The following is a 20,265-nucleotide window of genomic DNA, read 5'->3' on the forward strand; positions in this document are numbered from 1 at the left end:
CGGCTTTTTTTATTCGGATAAACTTTACGGTCAAATCTATAATCTAAAGCTGCAATAAATTAAAAAGTTCATTTTAGTTGTTTATTTTTTTAATCTTATATCTTCAAGTTTTGTGCCGGGGTAATAATGCGCTACTATTTGCGGATATTTTTGCCCCGCTTCGGCGCGCCCGGCCGAGCCTGTTTGGCAAAAACCCACGCCGTGCCCCCAACCGCCTCCGAAGAAAACAAATTCTTTTACTTCATTTTTAACATATATTGGCTGAACTATAAAGTAGGAACTCCTAAGCATACCTAAAGATAAATTCCTTTTTATACTACTGTCAGAGTTTAATTCAACGCTGCCGTTTTCACCCACAACTTTAACGGATGACAGATATCCGCTTTTTGCTCTAAAAGAAGGAATTATCGCCGTTATGCGGCCGATATCTTTTCTTTGTTTTTTTATAATTTCCCTTATATCTTCTTCACTCACAACTCTTACCCATCTAAACGCTGCAGGGCTTACGTTTTTAGAATAGTTGCCGTAAGCGTCTTGGGGGTGTTGTAAAAGCGTTTTAAACTGGTAAGGCTGCAAATTATCAAAATCAAAATTTTTATAATCGCTTCTAGGCACCAGATAATCTTGCGCGTACCAGCCCGCGTTTTTAGAACTTTGCGTAAACCCGCCGCAGTTTGAGGAAAACACGGCTTCTATAGGCTTGCCTTTATAAGTAAGAACTATGCCCATGGTTCCTTCAACAGCGGCGTTACCCGTAGACGTTTCCATCACTACGCCGCCGTAAACCTGGCAGTGTTGCGTGTCGCATACGTCATAACCCCATTTTTTATGCCTGCCTTTTTTTTGTAAAACATATGTTCTTGCAAGTATTGCCTGCGCTTTCAAAGCTTCCGTGGGAAAGGCCACGGGCATTTCCGAAGCGAGCACGCCGAAAACATATTCCTCAACATTAACCACGTTTATCGGTATAAGCGTTTTTCTTTGTTTGTTAAAAGCTACTTCCATTTCGCCCCGGTATTCTTTATCGTCAATACTGGCCCATGTCATACCCGCGCCTGAAAGAACGCTTTTCAAAATTACCGTAGGAGCCTGTGTTTTAGTTCCCGTTTGTTTTATGGTAATACTTTCGCTAAAAAGTATTTTTTTGTTTTCGGAAGTTACTATATAGGGTTTTCCCGCTATTATGCGTGCGTTCCATGTTTGTTTGGCGGCGCCGCTCGCTAAAAGTTTTTTTGTTTTAGTTTCGTAAATTTTAAAGCTATGGCTGGGGGTAAAGGCCAGCTCTTCACGCTCTGCGGGGCTGCCGTCCGATTTAGCGCCAATGCCAACTCTTATAACAGGTAAAATGCCTACAGTGGAAACTAGGGGTTTTACTTTTGTGTGGGCATGAAGTTCCTTTGGCTGCAAAAGCTCTTTTTCGCTTTTTGTAAGCTGCGGCTGTAAGGCATCCATGGCTTTTTTTACATTCTCATTATTTTTTTCCGCCATATAAACCATGCGGTATTGTTTCCACGCTTCGTTAACATCGCCTATGTCTTCTAGGTTTTTTGCGTAGCGTACTCTCGCTTCTAAAAATTGCGCGTCGTAATCAACCGCTTTTTTGAAAAACTCGGCCGCTTGTTTGGGCTGGGTTTTCCCTTCATAATAAACGCCCAGCATATAGTTTGAATAAGTGGTAAGCGCTTTGCCTTTAGACGCTATTGTAAAGTTTAAAAGGGCAAGCTCCTCCTCGCCCATATTAAGCTGTGATTTGCCTAAGTTGATGTAAAATAAATCTTTTTTATCTTTATTATCTAAAAGAAGAGAGTAAAGTTTCTCCGCCATCAAAAACTGTCCGTCCGCCAAATAAGCGTCGGCTAAAAATTCAATAATCAGATTATCTTTCGGAAAAAATTTTCTGGCCGCGTTCATAACGTCAACCGCTTCTCTAGGTTTGCCCAGCTCCATTGCTATGAAAGCGGCATTAAGATAAGCGTCTTTATTTTTGTGCGCTTTGGAAATTTCTTTATATTCAAGGTAAGATTCTTCGCTTCGGCCGGTAAAATATTTTTCGTTCGCCTGTGTCATTAAAACGTCTAAAGCTTCCTGTGCGAAAGAAGGAATTGCGATACAAAATAAAAGTAAAAGTATAAATTTTCTCATAGTAATCCTATTATCTATTTAATATAATTGTACTTAATATGACAAATCAAATCCCGGATTGGTTAAAAAAACTTGTGGCCGCAAGCAAGGCTTCGCTCCATAATGGCAGTACCGCATGCGTTGATAAAACACTTGAAGAAGGCAAGCTTAACACGGTGTGTCATTCCGCCCGCTGCCCCAACAGGGGGGAATGTTTTAGCAAAGGCGAAACAACTATAATGATTCTTGGCGATATTTGCACAAGGGGTTGTAAATTTTGCGCCGTTAATAAAGCTAAACCCGGCCCCGTTGATTTAGAGGAACCAGCCAAAATAGCCCAAGCCGTAAAACAAATGAATATAAAATATGTTGTGCTTACTTCCCCCACGAGAGATGATTTGCCCGACGGCGGCGCCGCGCATTTTGCCCAAGTTATTACAAAAATTAAAGAACTTAATTACGGCGTTAAAGTTGAGCCGCTTATTCCAGATTTTCAAGGAAGGGCGGATTCTTTAAAAACCGTTTTGGCTGCAAAACCTTCCGTTCTTGCCCATAATATTGAAACCGTGCCTGATTTGTATTCCCGAGTAAGAATTGGGGCGGATTACGGCAGGTCGCTTGCTTTAATAAAAAAATCTAAAGAGCTCGCGCCTGATATTTTTACAAAAAGCGGCATTATGCTTGGCCTTGGCGAAACGGACGCCCAGCTTAAGCAAACTATGAAAGATTTAGCTGCTCATGGGTGCGATCTTCTTACCTTAGGGCAGTATCTGGCGCCTTCAAACGCGCATAATTTAGTTAAACGCTATCCTTTGCCGCAGGAGTATAAAGAATGGGAAGCATACGGCCTTAGCATTGGTTTTAAGGCTATAGCGGCGGGACCTTTGGTCAGAAGCTCCTATAAAGCGGGGGAGCTTTATTCTAAAGCTATTGGACTTTCTTGCTGCGGTTAACAGCCTTAAAAGATAAAAAATACCCACGCCAAATAGCATGGGTTTGGGATACAAAAGCATTATAAAAAAGGTAGAATTTATTATTAAGCAGTTTTAGCGGTAAGGGTTTGGAGAAAGGTAATATGAAAAAAATTTTAGTTTTGTTTTTAGTTTCATTTTTGTTCGCGGCGTGTAACGGAACAACGCCGCCGCAATGGTGGGACCCAAGCGGTAAATATACCGATGAAGGCGCGGCGAAACCGCAATCTCAAAACGAGCAGAAAAAAGCTGTTTCCAACCAGCAGGTTAAAAAAACAACGCCGGCGCCGGCAGTCCAGCCTCCGAGGGTTGACCCTGCTGAAACGTTTACCCCTATAGAACAGGTTGAGGTTGAAATTATTAACCTGCCTATGCCCAGCGTTTTAGACGAATAGTAAAAATTTAAACAAAAAAACGCCCGTTCAAACGAACGGGCGTTTTTTTTTGTAAGAGTACGGAGCACCCGCTGCGTAAGCAGAGGGATATATAACCTTCTGATCTCACAACGCCTCCGTCTTGCCGCTGCGGGGGTGTTGTTGTTGGGTGAAATCTTAAAGCGAAGCATTGAAACAAAAGAAACCCCGGGCGTGAGCCCGGAGAGTTTAGTTTTTTAATATACTCTATATTTAAAAATTATCAGTCAAACAAGTAATAGTCATAAGGAGCGCTGGTGTGCGAGTGGTGCTTTGTTGATTTGCCGGTTAATGTTTTACATACTTTTGCAGAAGGTCCGTAAGTTGTGTTTGCGGCGCACCAGTAAAGGCCTGTTTGCCAGTTTCGTTCAAGAAACCATTTTCCCGGCCTGTGCGCCCCAATAAACGGGCTGCTTGTACCAAAGGTGTATGTGATATTTTTATTTTCACAACTGCCGGAACTGATTACCGTGCACGGAAGTTCAATATCTAATACGTCAAAAGTTGTGGGGTAAGTTCCCGTTTGAAGGAAATATCTTTGTCCCGCGTCATAAAAAGAACGAATGTTAAGCATAGCTTCGGAGGCGCGGGCCTTTTCAACCGCTACGGTATATTGCGGCAAAGCAATAGCCGCAAGTATGCCTATTATCAAAACTACCACTAACAATTCAATTAACGTAAAACCTTTATTTGTTTTACTTAGTGATTTTTTTGCGGAGTTTACTGACATTAAAAAACCTCCTTTTAATAAAACTTTTTAACACTATGGTTTAAATAGGTTTATTTTATTTTTATATGAAGCTCTTTTAACTGGATATCCTCAACAACGTTAGGACTTTCCGTTAACGGGCAGTATGCTGTTGCCGTTTTGGGGAAAGCTATTACTTCTCGTATAGATTCTTCTTTGCATAAAAGGGCGGCTAACCTGTCTAAACCCATACCGAACCCGCCGTGCGGCGGTGCGCCCGCTTCAAGCGCGTTAAGTAGCATGCCAAAGCGTAATGCGGCTTGTTCGGGGCTGTGTTTCATAAGGTTCAAAATCTTTTCCTGCAGGTCGCGCCTGTGGTTGCGTATTGAGCCTGAAGCAAGCTCAACACCGTTAAGCACAAGGTCAAACTGGTAGGATTTTACTTTGCCCGGGTCAGTATCTAATAAAGGAATATCCTTTTCTAAAGGAGCTGTAAACGGGTTATGCGCTGCGTCCCACCTGTTTTCTTCCGGTACAAATTCAAGCAGCGGGAAATGTTTTACCCATAAAAACGCCCATTTTTTATTTGGTTTAAGGCATAAAAGTTTAATAAGTTCTTTTCTTATAGCGCCCATAACGGGTGAAACAACCTTCTCTTTATCAGCACCTATAAAAACCATATCGTCTTTTTCAACGCTAAGAGTATGCTGTAAGGAGGCAAGTTCTTCTTCCGTAAAAAATTTAGCGGAAGGGCCTTCAAATTTATCGTCTGAATATTTAAGCCACACTAAACCTTTGGCGCCGCTTGCTTTGGCAAGATCAGTCAATTTATCGCAGGTTGAGCGGTTAATATGCTTAGCTCCGTATTTTGCTTTAATTGCCCTTACAACGCCGCCGTTGGCTAAAGCGTCTGACACAACTTTAAAATTGCTGTTGGTAAAAATTCCGCCGATATCGGTTATATCAATTTCATATCTTATATCAGGCTTATCCGAACCATACTTTGCCATAACGTCGGCGTATTCCATTTGCTCGAAAGGGGCAGCAGGGGCATCTTCCCCAGCAGCTTTAAAAACCTCAGCTATCATACCTTCACCCGCGGCAAAAACGTCGGCCAAAGTAACAAAAGACATTTCAATATCAATCTGCGTATGTTCGGGCTGTCTGTCGCTTCTTAAATCTTCGTCTCTGAAAGCGCGGGCTATTTGGAAATATCTGTCAACGCCGCTTGCCATAAGCGTTTGTTTAAACATTTGCGGGCTTTGCGGTAAAGCATAGAATTTACCCTCATGCACTCTTGAAGGAACAAGATAGTCCCTCGCGCCTTCAGGTGTAGAGCGGGTTAAAATAGGGGTTTCTATTTCAATAAAACCGTTGTCTGAAAAATATCTGCGCGCCGCCTGCGCTACTTTATGGCGTGTGGTAAGGTTGTGTAGCATAACAGGGTTTCTTAAATCGATATAGCGGTATTTTAAGCGGGTTTCTTCGTTAATTTGCCTGGAATTGTCAGGTTCGAAAGGCAGCTGTATTGAAGTATTTAAAATTTCAACTTCCTGCGCTACAACCTCAATTTCACCTGTAGGGTTATTAGGGTTAATGTGTTCGGTCTGTCTTAATCTTACCAAGCCCGTTACTTTAAGAACATATTCCGTTCTGGCGGTTGAGGCTAACTCAAAATCTTTATTTGTAGGTTCTACAACAACCTGCACCTTGCCCGTTCTGTCCCTTAAATCTAAAAATAATACCCCGCCGTGATCACGGTAACTGTTAACCCAGCCGCATAACACCTGCACGCTGTTAACATAATTTTTGTTTATGTCACCGCAATAATTTGTTCTCATCATAATCTTATTTTACCAACCTTATTTAATATATCGTTAAATTTTATTTCCTGCTGCTCGCCGCTTGAAAGGTCGCGCATGGTAACAACGCCTTTTTCAAACTCGTCAGCCCCAAGGAGTAAAGCGAAGGAGGACTTTGTTCTGTCCGCCTGTTTCATTTGGGCTTTTAAATTTTTGTCAAAAAGGCCGCCGTCGCATATAACGCCTGCTGAACGCAGCAGGGACATTATTTCAAAAGCTTTGGCGTTGCAGTTTTTATCTAAAGAAACAACAAAAATTTTATTTTGTTTATTATCTTTAGTCTCGCCTCGCGCAGCTATGGTGCGTTCAACGCCCATGGCAAAACCTACGGCGGGCATATCCGCGCCGCCCATGGATTTTACCAGGCTATCATATCTTCCTCCGCCGGCTATAGCGTTTTGCGCGCTGTCGCCCGCTTGGAATTCAAACACCGTTCTTGTGTAATAATCAAGTCCGCGTACCAAACTAGGGTCAATAATATAATCAATGCGCCCCTGTAAAAATGTTTTTACTTCATTAAAATGATTCTCACACGCGGCGCAGAGTTTTTGTTTTGGCGCGTTTTCTTTAAATCTGGCGCCGTCAATTTTGCAGTCCAAAACGCGGAGCGGATTTTTTTCCAAACGGTCTTTACATTTTTCGCAAAGAGTATCAAAATCTTTTTTTAAATAGTTAATTAATTCCTGTTTATAGGCGGGTCTGCACTCTTGGCACCCCAAAGAATTAATTTTTACGCCGTAATTTTTTACGCCGAAAGAAGTTACTATATCTTTTATCATTAAAATAATTTCAGCGTCGGCCGCGGGGGAGGGGTTGCCAATATATTCCATGCCTATTTGCTCAAATTCTCTGTAGCGTCCGGCCTGGGGCCTTTCCGCCCTGAACATATTTCCTATATAAAAAAGTTTTTGCACGGGGGCCGTTTGGGCGAAATTATTTTCGATATAAGCCCTTACGGTGCCGGGGGTGCCTTCGGGCCTCATGGCAAGCACGCGGCCGCCGGCGTCTTCAAAAGCGTACATTTCTTTTTGAACAATGTCCGTAGTGTCGCCCGTGGATTTTATAAAAAGTTCTTTAAGTTCTAAGGTTGGTATTCTTACTTCGGTACCGCCCGCTAACGTAAAAACACGTCTTGCGCAGGCCTCAAGCTCAGCGAAGTTATTTGATTCCGGCGCGAAAATATCTCTAAATCCTCTTACTAATTTTGTCATATATATACATTTTATCTTATTTGCCGCTATGCCGTATATAGCGGGCGCAATAAAAAGGGCCTATTTTTTGCCCCTTTATAAACTTTAATTTCTAGCGGTTACACTCTGTTATAAGTTTTTTATAGGCTTGTATTTGGGCGGGATATATATTTTCTATATTCTCGGGCATAGCGTCGAAACGGAACGTCCAATTTTGGTTAGAAACGGTGCCCGGCGTATTAATACGGTCAGCGATGCCCACAATATCTTGTATTGAAAGCATAACTATCGAGGAGCCGCTGTTCATAAGTCTTCTTAAAATTTGTTCCTGAATTTCTTGCGTAAAAGGAATAATTCCATCCGTTTTAACTCCTGAAATCATTTCCCATACGTCCGCGCGGTCAGCAAGGGGTATTGATTCCCACCAGCCTTTAAGCGTTTCCGTATCATGGGTTGAAACAGCGGCTATTGAAATATAAGGGTATTTGGCGGGGTCGCGGTAATAGCCGCTATCCTGTTCCCAGCGCATAATTTTATATCCCGGGATATTAAGGTCAGCCATTATTCTCCTCACATAGTCTGGTATAACGCCCAAATCCTCGCCTACTGACTGTTTACCTCGGGAGGCCTCTTGAATGGCAACTAGAAAATCGTAACCTCTTTTTGCCTGGGCGTCCTCGCCAAGCCAGTCAAACTCGCCCCTGTCTTCCTGCGATTTATAAATATAAGTTCTAAAAAATCCTACAAAATGGTCTAATCTGAAAATGTCAAAAAGTTCGCATGCGCGCCCTACTTTCCTTTTCCAGTATTCATAGCCCGTGGCCTGCATGTGAAGCCAGTTATATCCCGGCATGCCCCAGTGCTGCCCTTCGGTTGAAAACTGGTCCGGCGGCGCGCCCACTTCAACGGCGGTATTAAAATTATCCCTTTCGGCCCAAACGTCAGCGCTGTCAAGGTTTATGCCAAAAGGAATATCGCCGAAAATATACATTTGTTTAGAGGCTGCCAAAGAAGTAACCTGTTTTATTTGTTCCTCAGCTATCCATTGTAAATATTTAAAGAACAAAACCTGTTTAAAATAATCTTTTTCAAAACCCGCTAAAGCGTTTTTGTCCGCGTTTTGAAACTCTTCGGGCCATAAAGTCCAGCTTTGCCATTTAAAATAATCTTTTAAAGCCCTAAATAAAGCGTAGTTATCTAGCCAATGGGCATGCTGCGCTAAGAAGGTTTTAAACTCTTTGGCTCTATCGCTGTCTTTAAGCCATTCATTAGTTAAAAAATAGCCGAACCCGTTCCACAACGCTTTTAGTTTAGCGTCGCGTATGGTAACATAATGCACTCTTTCGGATTTTTGCCAAATATCAACAACCGGGCGTATTGTTTTAATAAAGCTTTGGGCTTCAGGTGAGTTTATGATATCTTGCACTTCCTCAACACAAATATATACCGGGTCAATAGCAAAAGAAGTCATAGCGTTATACGGGCAGCTGTGCTGCGGCGCCATTTCGTTTATCGGAAGGATTTGTAAAACAGATGTTTTTGTGGAAGCTAAATAATTTATCCAGTTTTTCATTGAAGCAAAATCGCCCACGCCCCAGTCTGCCACGCTTCGCATGGCAAACAAAGGCATAACTATACCTACGCTTCTTTTGTTTAAAACCGGTTCCATATTTATTTTTTAGCTATAACTTCAATTTCAATTAAAGCCCCTTTAGGCAAAGCCGATACCTGAACCGTGGTTCTGGCGGGGGGATTTTCTTTAAAAACTCTACCATATACTTCATTTAAATCCGCGAAAGATGTAAGATCTGTCATAAATAAGGTTGATTTTACAACATGTTTAAAATCAAGTTTAGCGGCCTTAAGCACATTTTCCATATTTTTTAAAATTGTTTCTGTCTGGGTTTTTATGTCCCCGCCAACGATTTCACCCGTAACAGGGTCTAAAGGCAGGCAGCCGGACACGAACACAAATCCGCCTATTTCAACAGCTTGGGAATAAGGCCCTATAGCTTTGGGCGCTAGAGGTGATGTTATTACTTTCTTTGCCATATAAACTCCTTGTTTAAAAAACTATAATAATAGTATATTAAATTATTGTAACGCTGGGGCAGCCCGGCTTATTAAAAATATAAAATCCAAGGGGTTAACTTATGTGTATAGCGGCGCCCGGCAAAATAATAAAAATAAACGGTGAAAACGCGGAAGTGGATTTCGGCGGAGTGAGCCGTTTGGTTAACGCCAGCCTTAAACCTGAAGTAAAAAAAGGCCAGTATGTGCTTGTCCACGCGGGTTTTATTATGGAAATACTTGATAAATCCGACGCTAAAGAGCGTCTTGGATTACTAAAAGAAACAGGCCTTATATAATGATAAAAAAATTAAATGATTTAGCTAAAAGGCTGTCGCGTAAGGTTAACATAATGGAAGTTTGCGGCACGCATACAAACTCAATAGCTAAAAACGGTTTAAAAAGCCTCTTAAATGAAAATATTAATTTAATTTCAGGCCCCGGCTGTCCTGTTTGCGTAAGCGCGGACGGTGATATCGAGGCCGCTATAGATTTAGCCTTAAAAAAGGATAATATAATTTTTACTTTTGCCGATATGCTCCGCGTGCCGGGGCGTAACGGCAGTTTGCAGGAAGCTAAAGCTTCGGGTGCGGATGTCAGAGTTATTTACAGCCCTTTAGACGCTTTTTTGGAAACAGGAAAAACAAATAAAACCGTAATTCTTTTAGCAAGCGGTTTTGAGACGACGGCCCCTTTAATAGCCGTTTGTTTAAAAAAAGCGAAAGAAGCGGGGTTTAAAAACTTTTTTGTTTTTCCCGTTTTAAAACTTATTAACCCCGCCATAACAGCGCTTTTAAGTGAAGAAAATAAAATAGACGGGTTTTTGTTGCCCGGGCATGTCAGTTTGGTTATAGGCAAAAAACCTTACAGTTTTATAAGCAAAAAATTTAATAAACCGGGTGTTATAGGCGGTTTTGAAGCGGAGGAAATTGTTGCCGCTCTTATAGAAATAGTTAAACAGCTTTTAGAAGGCAAAGCCCAAATACAAAATGCCTACCCCGCAATAAAAGAAGAAGGCAACCAAACCGCCCTAAAAATGATAGAGGATGTTTTTGAGCCTTACGACGCGGTTTGGAGGGGATTTGGCGTAATTCCTTCCTCAGGGCTTAAAATAAAAAAAGAATTTAGAGAGTTTGACGCTTTAATAAAATTTAACATTAAACCCTGTTACGGCGGTTCTTTAAATAAAGCATGCAAATGCGCGGAAGTTTTAAAGGGTAAAATAAGCCCCGTAAAATGCCCGCTTTTTGGCAAAAAATGCGCGCCCGGCAAACCTTTAGGGCCGTGTATGGTATCAAGCGAGGGGGCATGCAACGCCTTATACAATTATGAAAAATAAAATTACTCTTGCCCACGGGGCGGGCGCGGAAGTTTCGCGCGGGTTTATAAAAAAAACCTTATTAAAATATTTTAAAAGTAAAAGTTTAGCGGAGCTTTCAGACTCGGCTAAAATTAAAATAAACTCAAAGGATATTTTATTTACAACTGACAGTTATGTTGTAAACCCCGTATTTTTCCCCGGCGGCAATATAGGCGATTTGGCAGTTTGCGGTACCGTTAATGATATAAGCGTTAGCGGCGGGGATATTAAATATATTTCTTTAGGACTTATTATTGAGGAAGGGCTGGATTTAAAAGAGCTGGAACAAATTTTAAAAGCGGTAGCTTTACGGGCTAAAGAAGCGGGTGTTGAGATTGTAACCGGCGATACTAAAGTAGTTGAGCGCGGCGGGGCCGATAAAATTTTTATAAACACATCAGGCATAGGCCAGGCAATTGCGGACGCAACTGTTAAAGCCCGAAATATTAAGAAAGGCGACAAAATTATAGTAAGCGGCAATTTGGCCGAGCACGGTATAAGCGTAATGAATGAACGCCACAAACTTGGCCTTAAAGGCTTAAAAAGCGATGTGGCCCCTTTAAATAAAATAACAAAAGCACTGTTTTTAAAATTTGACAAAGACATTCATATGACGCGTGATTTAACAAGGGGCGGCCTTGCCGGCGCGCTTAAAGAAATTGCGGAACAAGCTAAAAAAGATATTGAGTTGGAAGAAAGCCGCGTTCCGCTTTCTAAAGCTGTAAAAGGAGCAGTCAGTATACTCGGCGTAGACCCGCTGCAAACCGCTAACGAAGGTAAATTTGTATGCATAGCGGATGCAAAAAAAGCCGAAAGCGTTTTGAAACTTTTAAAAACTTTTGCTTACGGTAAAGACGCTAAAATTTGCGGAACTGTTTTAAAAACAAGGAAAGGGCGGGTTTATATAAAAACGCCGCTCGGTGCCAGCCGCGCGCTGGCTGAGCATGAGGGCAGTAATTTGCCGCGTATATGTTAAGAAAAAGGATTTTAATAAACGGCGTTGTGCAGGGCGTGGGTTTTAGGCCTTTTATTTATAAAAGCGCTTTAAAATTTAGGCTTAGCGGCTTTGTGCAAAATACTTCGGCGGGTGTTATAACTGAAGCTCAGGGGAGTAAAGAAAATATAAATAAATTTATACTTTTTATAAAACAAAACTGCCCGCCGCAGGCTAAGATAGAAGATCTTAAAATAACGGATATAAAAGAAAAAAAAGAAAAAGGTTTTTTAATTATCGCAAGTAAAAAAGACAATATTCAAACCGTTTTTTTACCGCCTGACTTAGCTATGTGTAAAGATTGCGGCAAGGAAATACTTAACCCCAAAGACCGCCGTTTTTTATACCCGCTTACCAACTGCACCAACTGCGGCCCCAGGCTCAGTATTACAAAAACTTTGCCCTATGACCGCAAGGCAACCACAATGTCAAAGTTTAAAATGTGCCCCGCCTGCCAAAAGGAGTATGAAAGCCCAAACTCCCGCCGTTTTCACGCTCAGCCTAACGCCTGCCCAGTCTGCGGGCCGCAAGTATTTTTCAAATTTAAAAATAAAAATTTTAAAGGTTTAAAAGCCTTAAAAACCGCAGCCGTTTTTTTAGATAAAGGTAAAATCACGGCTGTAAAAAGTATAGGCGGTTATCATTTAGCCTGCGACGCTAAAAATCCTAAAGCTGTCACTTCTCTGAGACTTAGCAAAAAACGCCCCTACAAACCTTTAGCTATAATGTTTAAAGATTTAAAAACCGCCAAAAAATATTGTTTTATAAATAAAATTGAGGCCCGCGCCCTTTTGTCGCCCGCCGCGCCTATAGTAATTGTAAAAAAGAAAAAAGAGCTTAAGCTTATTTCGGATAATCTTAATAATTATGGTATTATGCTGCCTTATACGCCGCTTCATAAAATATTATTTTCCCTCTTAAAAACGGATGTTTTGGTCATGACTTCGGGCAACGCCAAAGGCGGCGCGCTTTGCAGCGGCGATGGGGAAGCTTTTAAAAAACTTTCCAAAATAGCGGATGGCTTTTTATACCACGAGCGTGAAATTTATAATAAGGTTGATGACAGTATTATGTTTGAAGCCTTGGGCAAAATGCGTTTTATAAGGCGGGCCAGAGGCTTTGCCCCGCTGCCCGCCACGCTTGCTAAAAAAGCTAAAAAAAGCATTTTAGCTTTGGGGGCTGATAAAACGGCCGCTTTTTGTTTAGTTAAAGAAAATAAAGCTTATCTAAGTCAGTATATAGGCGATTTGAATAAAAAAGAAAACGGCGGGTTTTATTTAACCGCGCTTGAAAAAAATAAGAGGCTTTTAGGGATAAACCCCCAAGTTACAATTGCCGATTTGCACCCCGGTTATTTTACAAACAAACTGCCTTTTAAGAATGTAAATAAAATACAGCATCACGCTGCGCACGCTTTAAGCGTGGCGGCGGAGCATAATTTAAAAGGCCGTTTTTTAGCGGTAAATCTTGACGGTAGCGGACTGGGAAGCGACGGCGCCATATGGGGCGGGGAGTTTTTGGCTTTTAATAATAAAAATTGGAAAAGGGCCGCTTATTTTGAGCCTTTGCCCTTACCCGCCGGGGATGAAAGCGTAAGCGAAATTTGGCTCCTTACATTAGGCGCTATTAAAAAAATTTATGGCAAGGATTGGACTAACTATAAATATCTTTTTAAAAATGTGCCGCGGCAAAAATTTAGGCTGGCCTTAAAACTTATAGACAACGGTATTAACGTTTATAACTCTAGCAGCGCGGGCCGTGTTTTTGATATTGTAAGCCATATCGCTTTAGGCATTACCAAAACCACATACCAGGCCCAGGCGGCCATGGAGCTTGAGGCAAAATGCCTTAGGCTTAAAAGCCCTTATAAAGTTGTTATGGAAAAACAAAATGGTTGTTACATTATAAAAACAGGGGAGATGTTAAAAGAAATTTTATCTTATTCGAGGAGCGCGGAAGAAATATCGGCAAGATTTCACGCTTACATGGTTTACTCTGTTTTGGAAACGGCAAAAAAACTTAAACTTAAAAATATTTGTTTAAGCGGAGGCGTATTTCAAAATAAAGTTTTATTGAAAGGCACGGTAAATGTTTTAAAACGCGCAGGATTTAATGTGTATTTAAATGAACAAACGCCTTGTAACGACGGGGGGTTGGCTCTCGGACAGGCGTGGAATATGGTTTAAAATAAAACTAAGACATAAAAAAACCCCGCTAAAGCGGGGTTTTTTTAAAACTTAAAAACTATTACCATGTACCGCTGTAAGCGAGACCGGCGATACCGGCTGCTGAAGAATCAGCCTGTGTCGCGCCATCGTTCCACTCTTCACAAATATCAAAGGCTTTACCTGTTGTATCTGCCGTGTAGCAGAACGGTTTTAAGCTGCCTGTTGACGTAAATGATTTTGCCAAAGCATACGGATATGAAGTATTTTCCCTGTTGGCAATAACATGGCCTGTGGTGCCGCTCGCAACAAGTTGCACAATGAAACCGTTTCCGCTTGATTTTGTGCGGAGCGTATCATTGGCGTTTGTTCTTTGCTTAAGGTCGCCGGTAGGCGTTGTGTCAAGCCTTTTCCAGTTGTCCGTATATCTGCCAGTAGACATAAAATATCTCTGCTGGGCAAGTATAGCGTTACCGATAATTGTTTCGGCTTCCGCCATTCTTGATTTTTCTACTGCTTTAAAGTACTGAGGCAACGCAATTGCTGCCAAAATACCGATAATGAGCACCACTACTAAAAGCTCAATTAATGTGAAACCTTTTCTATTCATTTCCTAGCCCTCCTTTAAGGGTTTGCTAATTTTGGTGGTCATGCTTAAGCCACATAGTAAGTCTAATAATATATTTTCAAAAAGTCAATATGATATTTATATATTATATTCTAAATCAAATAATACATAAAAACATTTATTTTAAATGCCAAATCAATGCTTTGAAAGCGTGTAATATTGCATTGCCTCAGATAAATGTTTTTGTATATCGGCTATTCTTTTTGCGTCCGAAGGATGTGTGGAAAGAAATTGCGGTGTGCCCGAAGAGCCCGCGGCACTCATTCTTTGCCAAAAATCAACCGCTTTTCTAGGATCATAACCTGCTTTTGCCATAAGCATAAGGCCTAAATAATCGGCCTCGCTTTCATGTTTGCGGCTGTAAGGAAGCATTACCCCTAAATTTGACGCAAGCCCGTAAGCCGATAAAACGTTTGCGTTGGTTGTTGTTGCGCCTAAAATCTGTCCGCCCATGTTAAGCAAGGAACTTTGGCTCATTCTTTCAGCTCCGTGGCGGGCTAAAGCGTGCGCTATCTCATGCCCCATTACAACGGCAAGCCCGTCGGCGTCTTTTGCTATGGGTAATATGCCCGAATACACGGCTACTTTGCCGCCCGGCAGACAAAACGCGTTTATTTGATTATCTTTTATTAAAACAAATTTCCAGTTGTAATCAACCCCCGCGTGAGTTGCCAAATCACGCCCTACTTTGTTTACTAAATTGGCTTCAGCCGTGCCTGTTATTACCTGTGAACTTGAAAGAACTTCGTTAAAAGACTGCAGCCCCAAAGCCTGCTCCTCTTCGTAAGACATTGTTATAAATTGTTTTCTTCCGGTTCCTGCTACAGTAGCGCAGGCGGCTAAAAACGTAAGCGTTATAAGAATATATAAAGTTTTTTTCATTCCGTTCTCCTACAATAAAAAAAAGCTTGTACCAATATTATAAATAAAAGTACAAGCTTTGTTAAATAAATGCGCAGAGAGGGACTCGAACCCTCAAGCCGTTAGGCATGCGCCCCTCAAACGCACGCGTATACCAATTCCGCCACCTGCGCGTAAATCTGTTTTATTAATTAACCTAAAATACCGGGTCAATTTTCATGAGGGCAAATTTTCAATTTATTTTACAACTAATAAATAATTTTATCAAAAAAACAATAACCTTGCAATTGTCTTAAAAAGTCTGTCAGCGGTTTAAGTATTTTTTTATGCCTTTATAAACCCTTTCAGCCAATACGGCGTAGCCTTCGTTGTTGGGGTGAATCTGGTCCGATTTAAGTTTAGGGTTTGTTAAAATGCCGTCCATAATAGCGGGTACAAAAACAGCGCCTTTTTCTTTAGCTATTTGTTTATAAGCTTTTGTGTACTTGCCCATAAAAGGGTTGCCGCCGGTATCAACTATAACGGCCACCGCGCCTTGGGCTTGCACGGCGTCAACCATTTTTTCTATGGCGGACACGGTTTCTTCAAAAGGCGTTTTTCTTATAAAATCATTGCCGCCGAATTCTATTAAAACCATATAAGGCCTGTGCTTAAAAACATCATTTATCCTTGCTAACCCTTGGGGGGCGGTTTCACCGCTGACGCCAAGATTTACAACGCGCATATTTGTTTTTTGCGCAAGTATGTCCGGGTATGATTTCCCGGGTGAAGCCCCGTGTCCGTATGTAAGGCTGTCGCCGAAAGCCACTATGGTATTACTGTTATTGTTTTGTAGGTTTTTTATTTCCGTTTTTGTAAAACTCTTGTAAGCAAATACCATAGCCGCCGCTATAATGGCGGTTAAAATAACTTTTTTCATACTTTAACTTTACCAAATTAGTAGAATATTGGTAACCGCGCTACCCTTTGAGGAGCGCAGGAGGGTAAAAATGATTCTTACATTAGATGTTGGCAATACACAGATTTTCGGCGGTGTTTATGAAGGTGACAATCTTAAACTTACTTTTAGAAAAACTTCTAAGGGTACATTAACCTCAGATGAACTGGGCCTGTTTTTAAGACAGGTTTTAAGAGAAAACGGCCTGGATCCAAAAAAAATCAGAGAAGTGGGCGTTTCTTCAGTAGTGCCTGATATTAACAGAACAATACATAACAGTTGTATGAAATATTTGGGGCTTGAGCCTTTTATGATAGGCCCCGGCATTAAAACAGGGTTAAACATACGCGGGCGCGACGCAGCCAACCTGGGCGCGGACCGCGTGGCCGACGCTATTGCCGCCATGAATATTTACCCCGATAGAAATTTGCTTATAATTGATTTCGGCACCGCAAACACTTATGACGCTATTTCTAAAAATAAAGAATATAAGGGCGGCGCCATACAGATAGGAGTAAGCACTTCTTTAAACGCTTTAATACAGAACGCGGCTCTTTTATCTAAAGTGGAAATTTTAGATCCCGGCGGAGCGGCCAGCCTTACTACCGAAGGTCAAATACAAGCGGGCCTTTATTATGGTAACTTAGGCGCGATAAAAGAATTTATAACAAGAATTAAAAAAGAATGTTTTGGTAATGAAGAAAGCATTGTTATCGGTACCGGTGGTATGGGCAGGTTGTTTGAATCGGCTAAAGTATTTGACGTTTATTTGCCTGATCTTGTAATACTTGGTATAAAGATAGCATTGGAACAAAACAGGAGCGTGTAAATTATGTCCGTTTGGATTTTAGTTTTAATTATTTTAATTGTGGCGGCGGCCTGCTTTTTTACCGGTTATTTACTGGCTGATAAAAAAGCCGCGTTTAAGACAGCTTCTTTAGAAGTAAAATTAAGCGAACGTGAGCAGAACGAGGAGCGCCTTGTAAACACTTTTAAAGCTCTTTCGGCCGAGGCTCTTAATACAAACAATAAATCCTTTCTTGAACTTGCCAAAACCACCTTGGAAAAATACCAGGAATCCGCCAAAGGCGACCTTGAAAAAAGACAACAGGCCATAAACAGCCTTGTCGAACCCGTAAAAGAAACGCTTGGTAAATTTGAAGTTAAAATAGGCGAAATTGAAAAAGAAAGAAAAGGCGCCTACGAAGGCCTTAAAGAGCAAATGCATATGCTTTTAGGCACTACGCAAACTCTATCAAACGCTTTAACATCCTCCTCGTCACGCGGCAGATGGGGGGAATTGCAGCTTAAAAAAATTGTTGAGCTTGCTGGCATGATGAATCACGCCGATTTTGTTGAACAGTCCTCCGTTTCCACTCAGGACGGACGCTTAAGACCTGACTTAATAGTAAAACTGCCCGGCGGCAGCAATATCGTTGTGGACAGTAAAGCGCCCGTTTCAAAATATCTTGAAGCTGTTGAACTTAAAGATCCTTCCGCCAGGCATGCAAAATTTAAGGAGTTCGCCGCCCAGATAAAAGACCATATTAAAAGTTTAAGCAGCAAGGCTTATTGGGAGCAGTTTAGCCCCACGCCTGATTTTGTTGTGCTTTTTATACCGGGGGATTCTTATTTCGCCGCCGCTTTGGAGGCTGAACCTGCTTTAATTGAAAACGCAGTAAAAGAAAAAGTTATTGTTGCTACGCCGACAACTTTAATAAGTTTGCTTAAGGCTATAGCGTACGGGTGGAGAAATGTGTCTGTCGAACAAGACGCCAAAGAAATTGCCGCTTTGGGTAAAGAACTTTATGAAAGAATAGCCACCATGTCCGAGCATTTTTATAAAATCGGTTCCGGCTTGGAAAACGCCACAAAAAGTTATAACCAAACATTACGCTCTTATGAGTCGCGCGTGCTTGTAAGCGCGAGAAGGTTTAAAGATTTTAAAGTGTCCGATAAAGAAATAGATGTTTCTTCCGAGCATACTATTGACGTGCTTCCAAATTATTCAGAAGACAATAAAAAAGACCTCCTTGACTAAAAGAGGTCTTTTTTATTAAGCGTTTTAAATATAATTATTTATATTCCAGTTTAACAAGCTTATACATTTTTTTGCCTTTGGGAAGCACGGCTTCAAATTCTTCCCCTTCCTTTTTGCCTAAAATTGAAACCGCTAAAGGCGATTGTACCGATAATAAACCTTTTTCGGGATTACTTTCCATAGAGCCTACCAAAGTATAAGTAAAATCAATATCTGCCGAAATATCGTGCACCGTTACGGTTGCGCCAATGCGAGCTTCGCTTTTATCTACCTGGATATCATCGGTAATTTGCGCGTTTCTGAGCTTCTGTTCCAAATCCTGAATTTTAACTAAAGTCTCTTCCTGCCTTGATTTAGCGGCTGCGTACTCGGCGTTTTCCCTTAAATCACCCTGCTGGGCGGCTTCGCCTATTTCAAGGGATAGTTTCGCCTTAATTTCTTTTAAGGCGGTTAAATCCTCTCTTAATTTTTCATAATTTTTACGGCTTAAATAATACTTCTCCATAAACAACTCCTTCTTTTATTGTTCAAAAAGTATAGCAAATTATTTTATGCTTACTTTAGTTTTAATACTAAATCGGCTATGGATTCCAACTGTAAAACCTGCGTTTTATTGTCGGACGGTTCCTCATTTTTACTAATAATTGAGGTAAACACTCTTTTAAAACCAAGGCGGCCAGCTTCCGCTATGCGCCTGTCCGCCAAAGGGACTTTAGCAAGCGGCCCCAAGATGCCTACTTCAGCCAGAAAAACGTCCGTATTAGATATAGGGATATCTTTAACAGAGCTTATTACGGCGGCCGACAGTGCCAAATCAAGCGCAGGATCTTTTATTTTAACTCCGCCGGCAAGGCTTATATAAATATCTTTATTTTCCAAACTTATGCCGGCGTTTTTTTCTATTGAAGCTAATAAAACCTGGCATCTGTTTAAATCTATACCCGTGGAAACGCGCCTGGGAAAAGGATATCTTGTAGGCACAACCAAAGCCTGAACTTCCGTTAAAATAGGCCTGGTGCCTTCTAAAGCTATGGAATAAGCCCTTCCTATTAAAGGCTTGTTTCTTGAGTTTCCTGCGAAATAAACGCTGGCGTCCTCAACAGGCGTAAGCCCGTGCCCCGTCATTTGAAATAAACCTATTTCATGCGTTGAGCCAAAACGGTTTTTATGCGGCCGCAGCAGCCTTAAAATATTATCTTTTTCCGTGTCAAAATATAAAACGGTGTCAACCATATGTTCTAAAACTTTAGGGCCGGCGAGTTCGCCGTCTTTTGTAACGTGTCCTAAAATAAATAAAACAGTTCCTTTGGGTTTGCAAAGTCTTAAAAGTTCGGCGGCGCATTCGCGCACCTGTCCTATTGTTCCGGGTGATGAGGAAAACTCGGGGTGGTAAACCGTTTGAATAGAGTCTATTATAAGAACTTCGGGCTTAACTTTATCTAACGCTTCAATAATATTTTGCATGTTTGTTTCAGACAAAAGGAAAATATTTTTGCCTTCCACGCCAAGCCTTAAAGCGCGCGACGATATTTGGTTTAAACTTTCCTCACCCGAAATATATAAAACTTTTTTACCTTTTGATAAACTTGCCGCAGTTTGAAGCATTAATGTTGATTTGCCTATACCGGGCGCACCTGCTAAAAGAATAAGCTGCCCTTTTACAATGCCGCCGCCCAAAAGCCTGTCCAGCTCGCTGATGCCTGTAAGTTCACGCTCTTCACGCAGGGTTTTAGTGTCGGAAAGATTTATTATCTCAGAGGAAAAACTTGTAAAAGATTTTGATTTGGACGCCGTTTTCGAAGGGGCGGCCTCAACTTCCTCAACCATAGTATTCCATTCCGAGCAGTCAGGGCATTGCCCGGTCCACTTAGGCGCTTTAAAACCGCAGCTTTGGCAAACAAATACTGTTTTTAATTTCATAACAACTCACCTGTAGTAAAAAATCTTTTTTAGCAAAAATACAT

General features: G+C 41.3%; 19 protein-coding genes and 1 tRNA gene. 8 read left to right on the forward strand and 12 right to left on the reverse strand.

The window, feature by feature from the left end; genetic code table 11:
• Positions 1 to 81 precede the first annotated feature (81 nt).
• Positions 82 to 2,142, reverse strand: a complete 2,061-nt coding sequence (locus EMIN_RS01950; protein WP_012414552.1) for a SpoIID/LytB domain-containing protein — start codon at positions 2,140 to 2,142, stop codon at positions 82 to 84.
• A gap of 38 nt (positions 2,143 to 2,180) precedes the next feature.
• Here EMIN_RS01950 and lipA point away from each other — a divergent pair, with 38 nt between their 5' ends.
• Complete coding sequence (gene lipA, locus EMIN_RS01955) at positions 2,181 to 3,074, forward strand: lipoyl synthase (protein WP_012414553.1); 894 nt, start codon at positions 2,181 to 2,183, stop codon at positions 3,072 to 3,074.
• A 122-nt stretch (positions 3,075 to 3,196) separates the two neighbouring features.
• Positions 3,197 to 3,487: a hypothetical protein gene (locus tag EMIN_RS01960; RefSeq protein ID WP_012414554.1), complete on the forward strand. Its 291-nt coding sequence runs from the start codon at positions 3,197 to 3,199 to the stop codon at positions 3,485 to 3,487.
• Between the two features lie 241 nt (positions 3,488 to 3,728).
• Here EMIN_RS01960 and EMIN_RS09605 read toward each other — a convergent pair whose 3' ends face one another.
• The 5 genes from EMIN_RS09605 to EMIN_RS01985 form a co-directional block, all read right to left on the reverse strand.
• On the reverse strand, positions 3,729 to 4,235 hold the full coding sequence (locus EMIN_RS09605) for a type IV pilin protein (RefSeq protein ID WP_012414555.1): 507 nt from the start codon (positions 4,233 to 4,235) through the stop codon (positions 3,729 to 3,731).
• 50 nt (positions 4,236 to 4,285) lie between these two features.
• Complete coding sequence (gene aspS / locus EMIN_RS01970) at positions 4,286 to 6,037, reverse strand: aspartate--tRNA ligase (protein WP_012414556.1); 1,752 nt, start codon at positions 6,035 to 6,037, stop codon at positions 4,286 to 4,288.
• Entirely contained in the window at positions 6,034 to 7,266 is a 1,233-nt protein-coding gene (gene hisS / locus EMIN_RS01975) for a histidine--tRNA ligase (protein ID WP_012414557.1), read from the reverse strand. Before hisS ends, aspS begins: the two co-directional genes overlap by 4 nt.
• Before the next feature lie 91 nt (positions 7,267 to 7,357).
• The gene (locus tag EMIN_RS01980) at positions 7,358 to 8,914 is read right to left on the reverse strand and encodes a 4-alpha-glucanotransferase (protein WP_012414558.1); all 1,557 of its coding nucleotides are present in this window, start codon (positions 8,912 to 8,914) and stop codon (positions 7,358 to 7,360) included.
• Between the two features lie 2 nt (positions 8,915 to 8,916).
• Entirely contained in the window at positions 8,917 to 9,297 is a 381-nt protein-coding gene (locus EMIN_RS01985; RefSeq protein WP_012414559.1) for a RidA family protein, read from the reverse strand.
• A 101-nt stretch (positions 9,298 to 9,398) separates the two neighbouring features.
• Between EMIN_RS01985 and EMIN_RS01990 the strand changes: the two genes are divergently transcribed.
• From EMIN_RS01990 to hypF, 4 genes are read left to right on the forward strand one after another with little or no spacing between them, the layout of a single operon-like run.
• Entirely contained in the window at positions 9,399 to 9,614 is a 216-nt protein-coding gene (locus EMIN_RS01990; RefSeq protein WP_012414560.1) for a HypC/HybG/HupF family hydrogenase formation chaperone, read from the forward strand.
• The gene (gene hypD / locus EMIN_RS01995) at positions 9,614 to 10,654 is read left to right on the forward strand and encodes a hydrogenase formation protein HypD (protein WP_012414561.1); all 1,041 of its coding nucleotides are present in this window, start codon (positions 9,614 to 9,616) and stop codon (positions 10,652 to 10,654) included. Before EMIN_RS01990 ends, hypD begins: the two co-directional genes overlap by 1 nt.
• Positions 10,644 to 11,651 carry a hydrogenase expression/formation protein HypE gene (gene hypE, locus EMIN_RS02000; RefSeq protein WP_012414562.1) on the forward strand — a complete coding sequence of 336 codons (1,008 nt, stop codon included), beginning with the start codon at positions 10,644 to 10,646 and terminating at the stop codon, positions 11,649 to 11,651. The genes hypD and hypE overlap by 11 nt, the downstream gene beginning before the upstream one ends.
• Entirely contained in the window at positions 11,645 to 13,855 is a 2,211-nt protein-coding gene (hypF, locus tag EMIN_RS02005; RefSeq protein WP_012414563.1) for a carbamoyltransferase HypF, read from the forward strand. Before hypE ends, hypF begins: the two co-directional genes overlap by 7 nt.
• A gap of 61 nt (positions 13,856 to 13,916) precedes the next feature.
• Here the strand turns inward: hypF and EMIN_RS09365 are convergent, their stop codons facing one another.
• The 4 genes from EMIN_RS09365 to EMIN_RS02025 all read right to left on the reverse strand — a co-directional run bounded on the left by EMIN_RS09365 (position 13,917) and on the right by EMIN_RS02025 (position 16,242).
• Positions 13,917 to 14,444: a type IV pilin protein gene (locus EMIN_RS09365; protein ID WP_012414564.1), complete on the reverse strand. Its 528-nt coding sequence runs from the start codon at positions 14,442 to 14,444 to the stop codon at positions 13,917 to 13,919.
• A 153-nt stretch (positions 14,445 to 14,597) separates the two neighbouring features.
• A complete protein-coding gene (locus EMIN_RS02015) occupies positions 14,598 to 15,344 on the reverse strand; it encodes a M48 family metallopeptidase (protein ID WP_012414565.1) in 747 nt (248 codons plus the stop codon).
• A gap of 70 nt (positions 15,345 to 15,414) precedes the next feature.
• A tRNA-Leu gene (locus EMIN_RS02020) sits at positions 15,415 to 15,496 on the reverse strand.
• Positions 15,497 to 15,627: 131 nt separating this feature from the next.
• Positions 15,628 to 16,242 carry a GDSL-type esterase/lipase family protein gene (locus EMIN_RS02025; RefSeq protein WP_012414566.1) on the reverse strand — a complete coding sequence of 205 codons (615 nt, stop codon included), beginning with the start codon at positions 16,240 to 16,242 and terminating at the stop codon, positions 15,628 to 15,630.
• 70 nt (positions 16,243 to 16,312) lie between these two features.
• Here EMIN_RS02025 and EMIN_RS02030 point away from each other — a divergent pair, with 70 nt between their 5' ends.
• Together EMIN_RS02030 and EMIN_RS02035 are read left to right on the forward strand one after the other, a co-directional pair.
• Positions 16,313 to 17,089, forward strand: a complete 777-nt coding sequence (locus EMIN_RS02030) for a type III pantothenate kinase (RefSeq protein ID WP_012414567.1) — start codon at positions 16,313 to 16,315, stop codon at positions 17,087 to 17,089.
• A gap of 3 nt (positions 17,090 to 17,092) precedes the next feature.
• The gene (locus tag EMIN_RS02035) at positions 17,093 to 18,301 is read left to right on the forward strand and encodes a DNA recombination protein RmuC (RefSeq protein WP_012414568.1); all 1,209 of its coding nucleotides are present in this window, start codon (positions 17,093 to 17,095) and stop codon (positions 18,299 to 18,301) included.
• Positions 18,302 to 18,335: 34 nt separating this feature from the next.
• Here the strand turns inward: EMIN_RS02035 and EMIN_RS02040 are convergent, their stop codons facing one another.
• On the reverse strand, positions 18,336 to 18,806 hold the full coding sequence (locus EMIN_RS02040; RefSeq protein ID WP_012414569.1) for a GreA/GreB family elongation factor: 471 nt from the start codon (positions 18,804 to 18,806) through the stop codon (positions 18,336 to 18,338).
• Positions 18,807 to 18,856: 50 nt separating this feature from the next.
• On the reverse strand, positions 18,857 to 20,221 hold the full coding sequence (gene radA, locus EMIN_RS02045) for a DNA repair protein RadA (RefSeq protein WP_012414570.1): 1,365 nt from the start codon (positions 20,219 to 20,221) through the stop codon (positions 18,857 to 18,859).
• Between the last annotated feature and the right edge of the window lie 44 nt (positions 20,222 to 20,265).

Origin of the sequence: Elusimicrobium minutum Pei191, from assembly GCF_000020145.1 — a bacterium.
Taxonomy (GTDB): Bacteria; Elusimicrobiota; Elusimicrobia; order Elusimicrobiales; family Elusimicrobiaceae; genus Elusimicrobium; species Elusimicrobium minutum.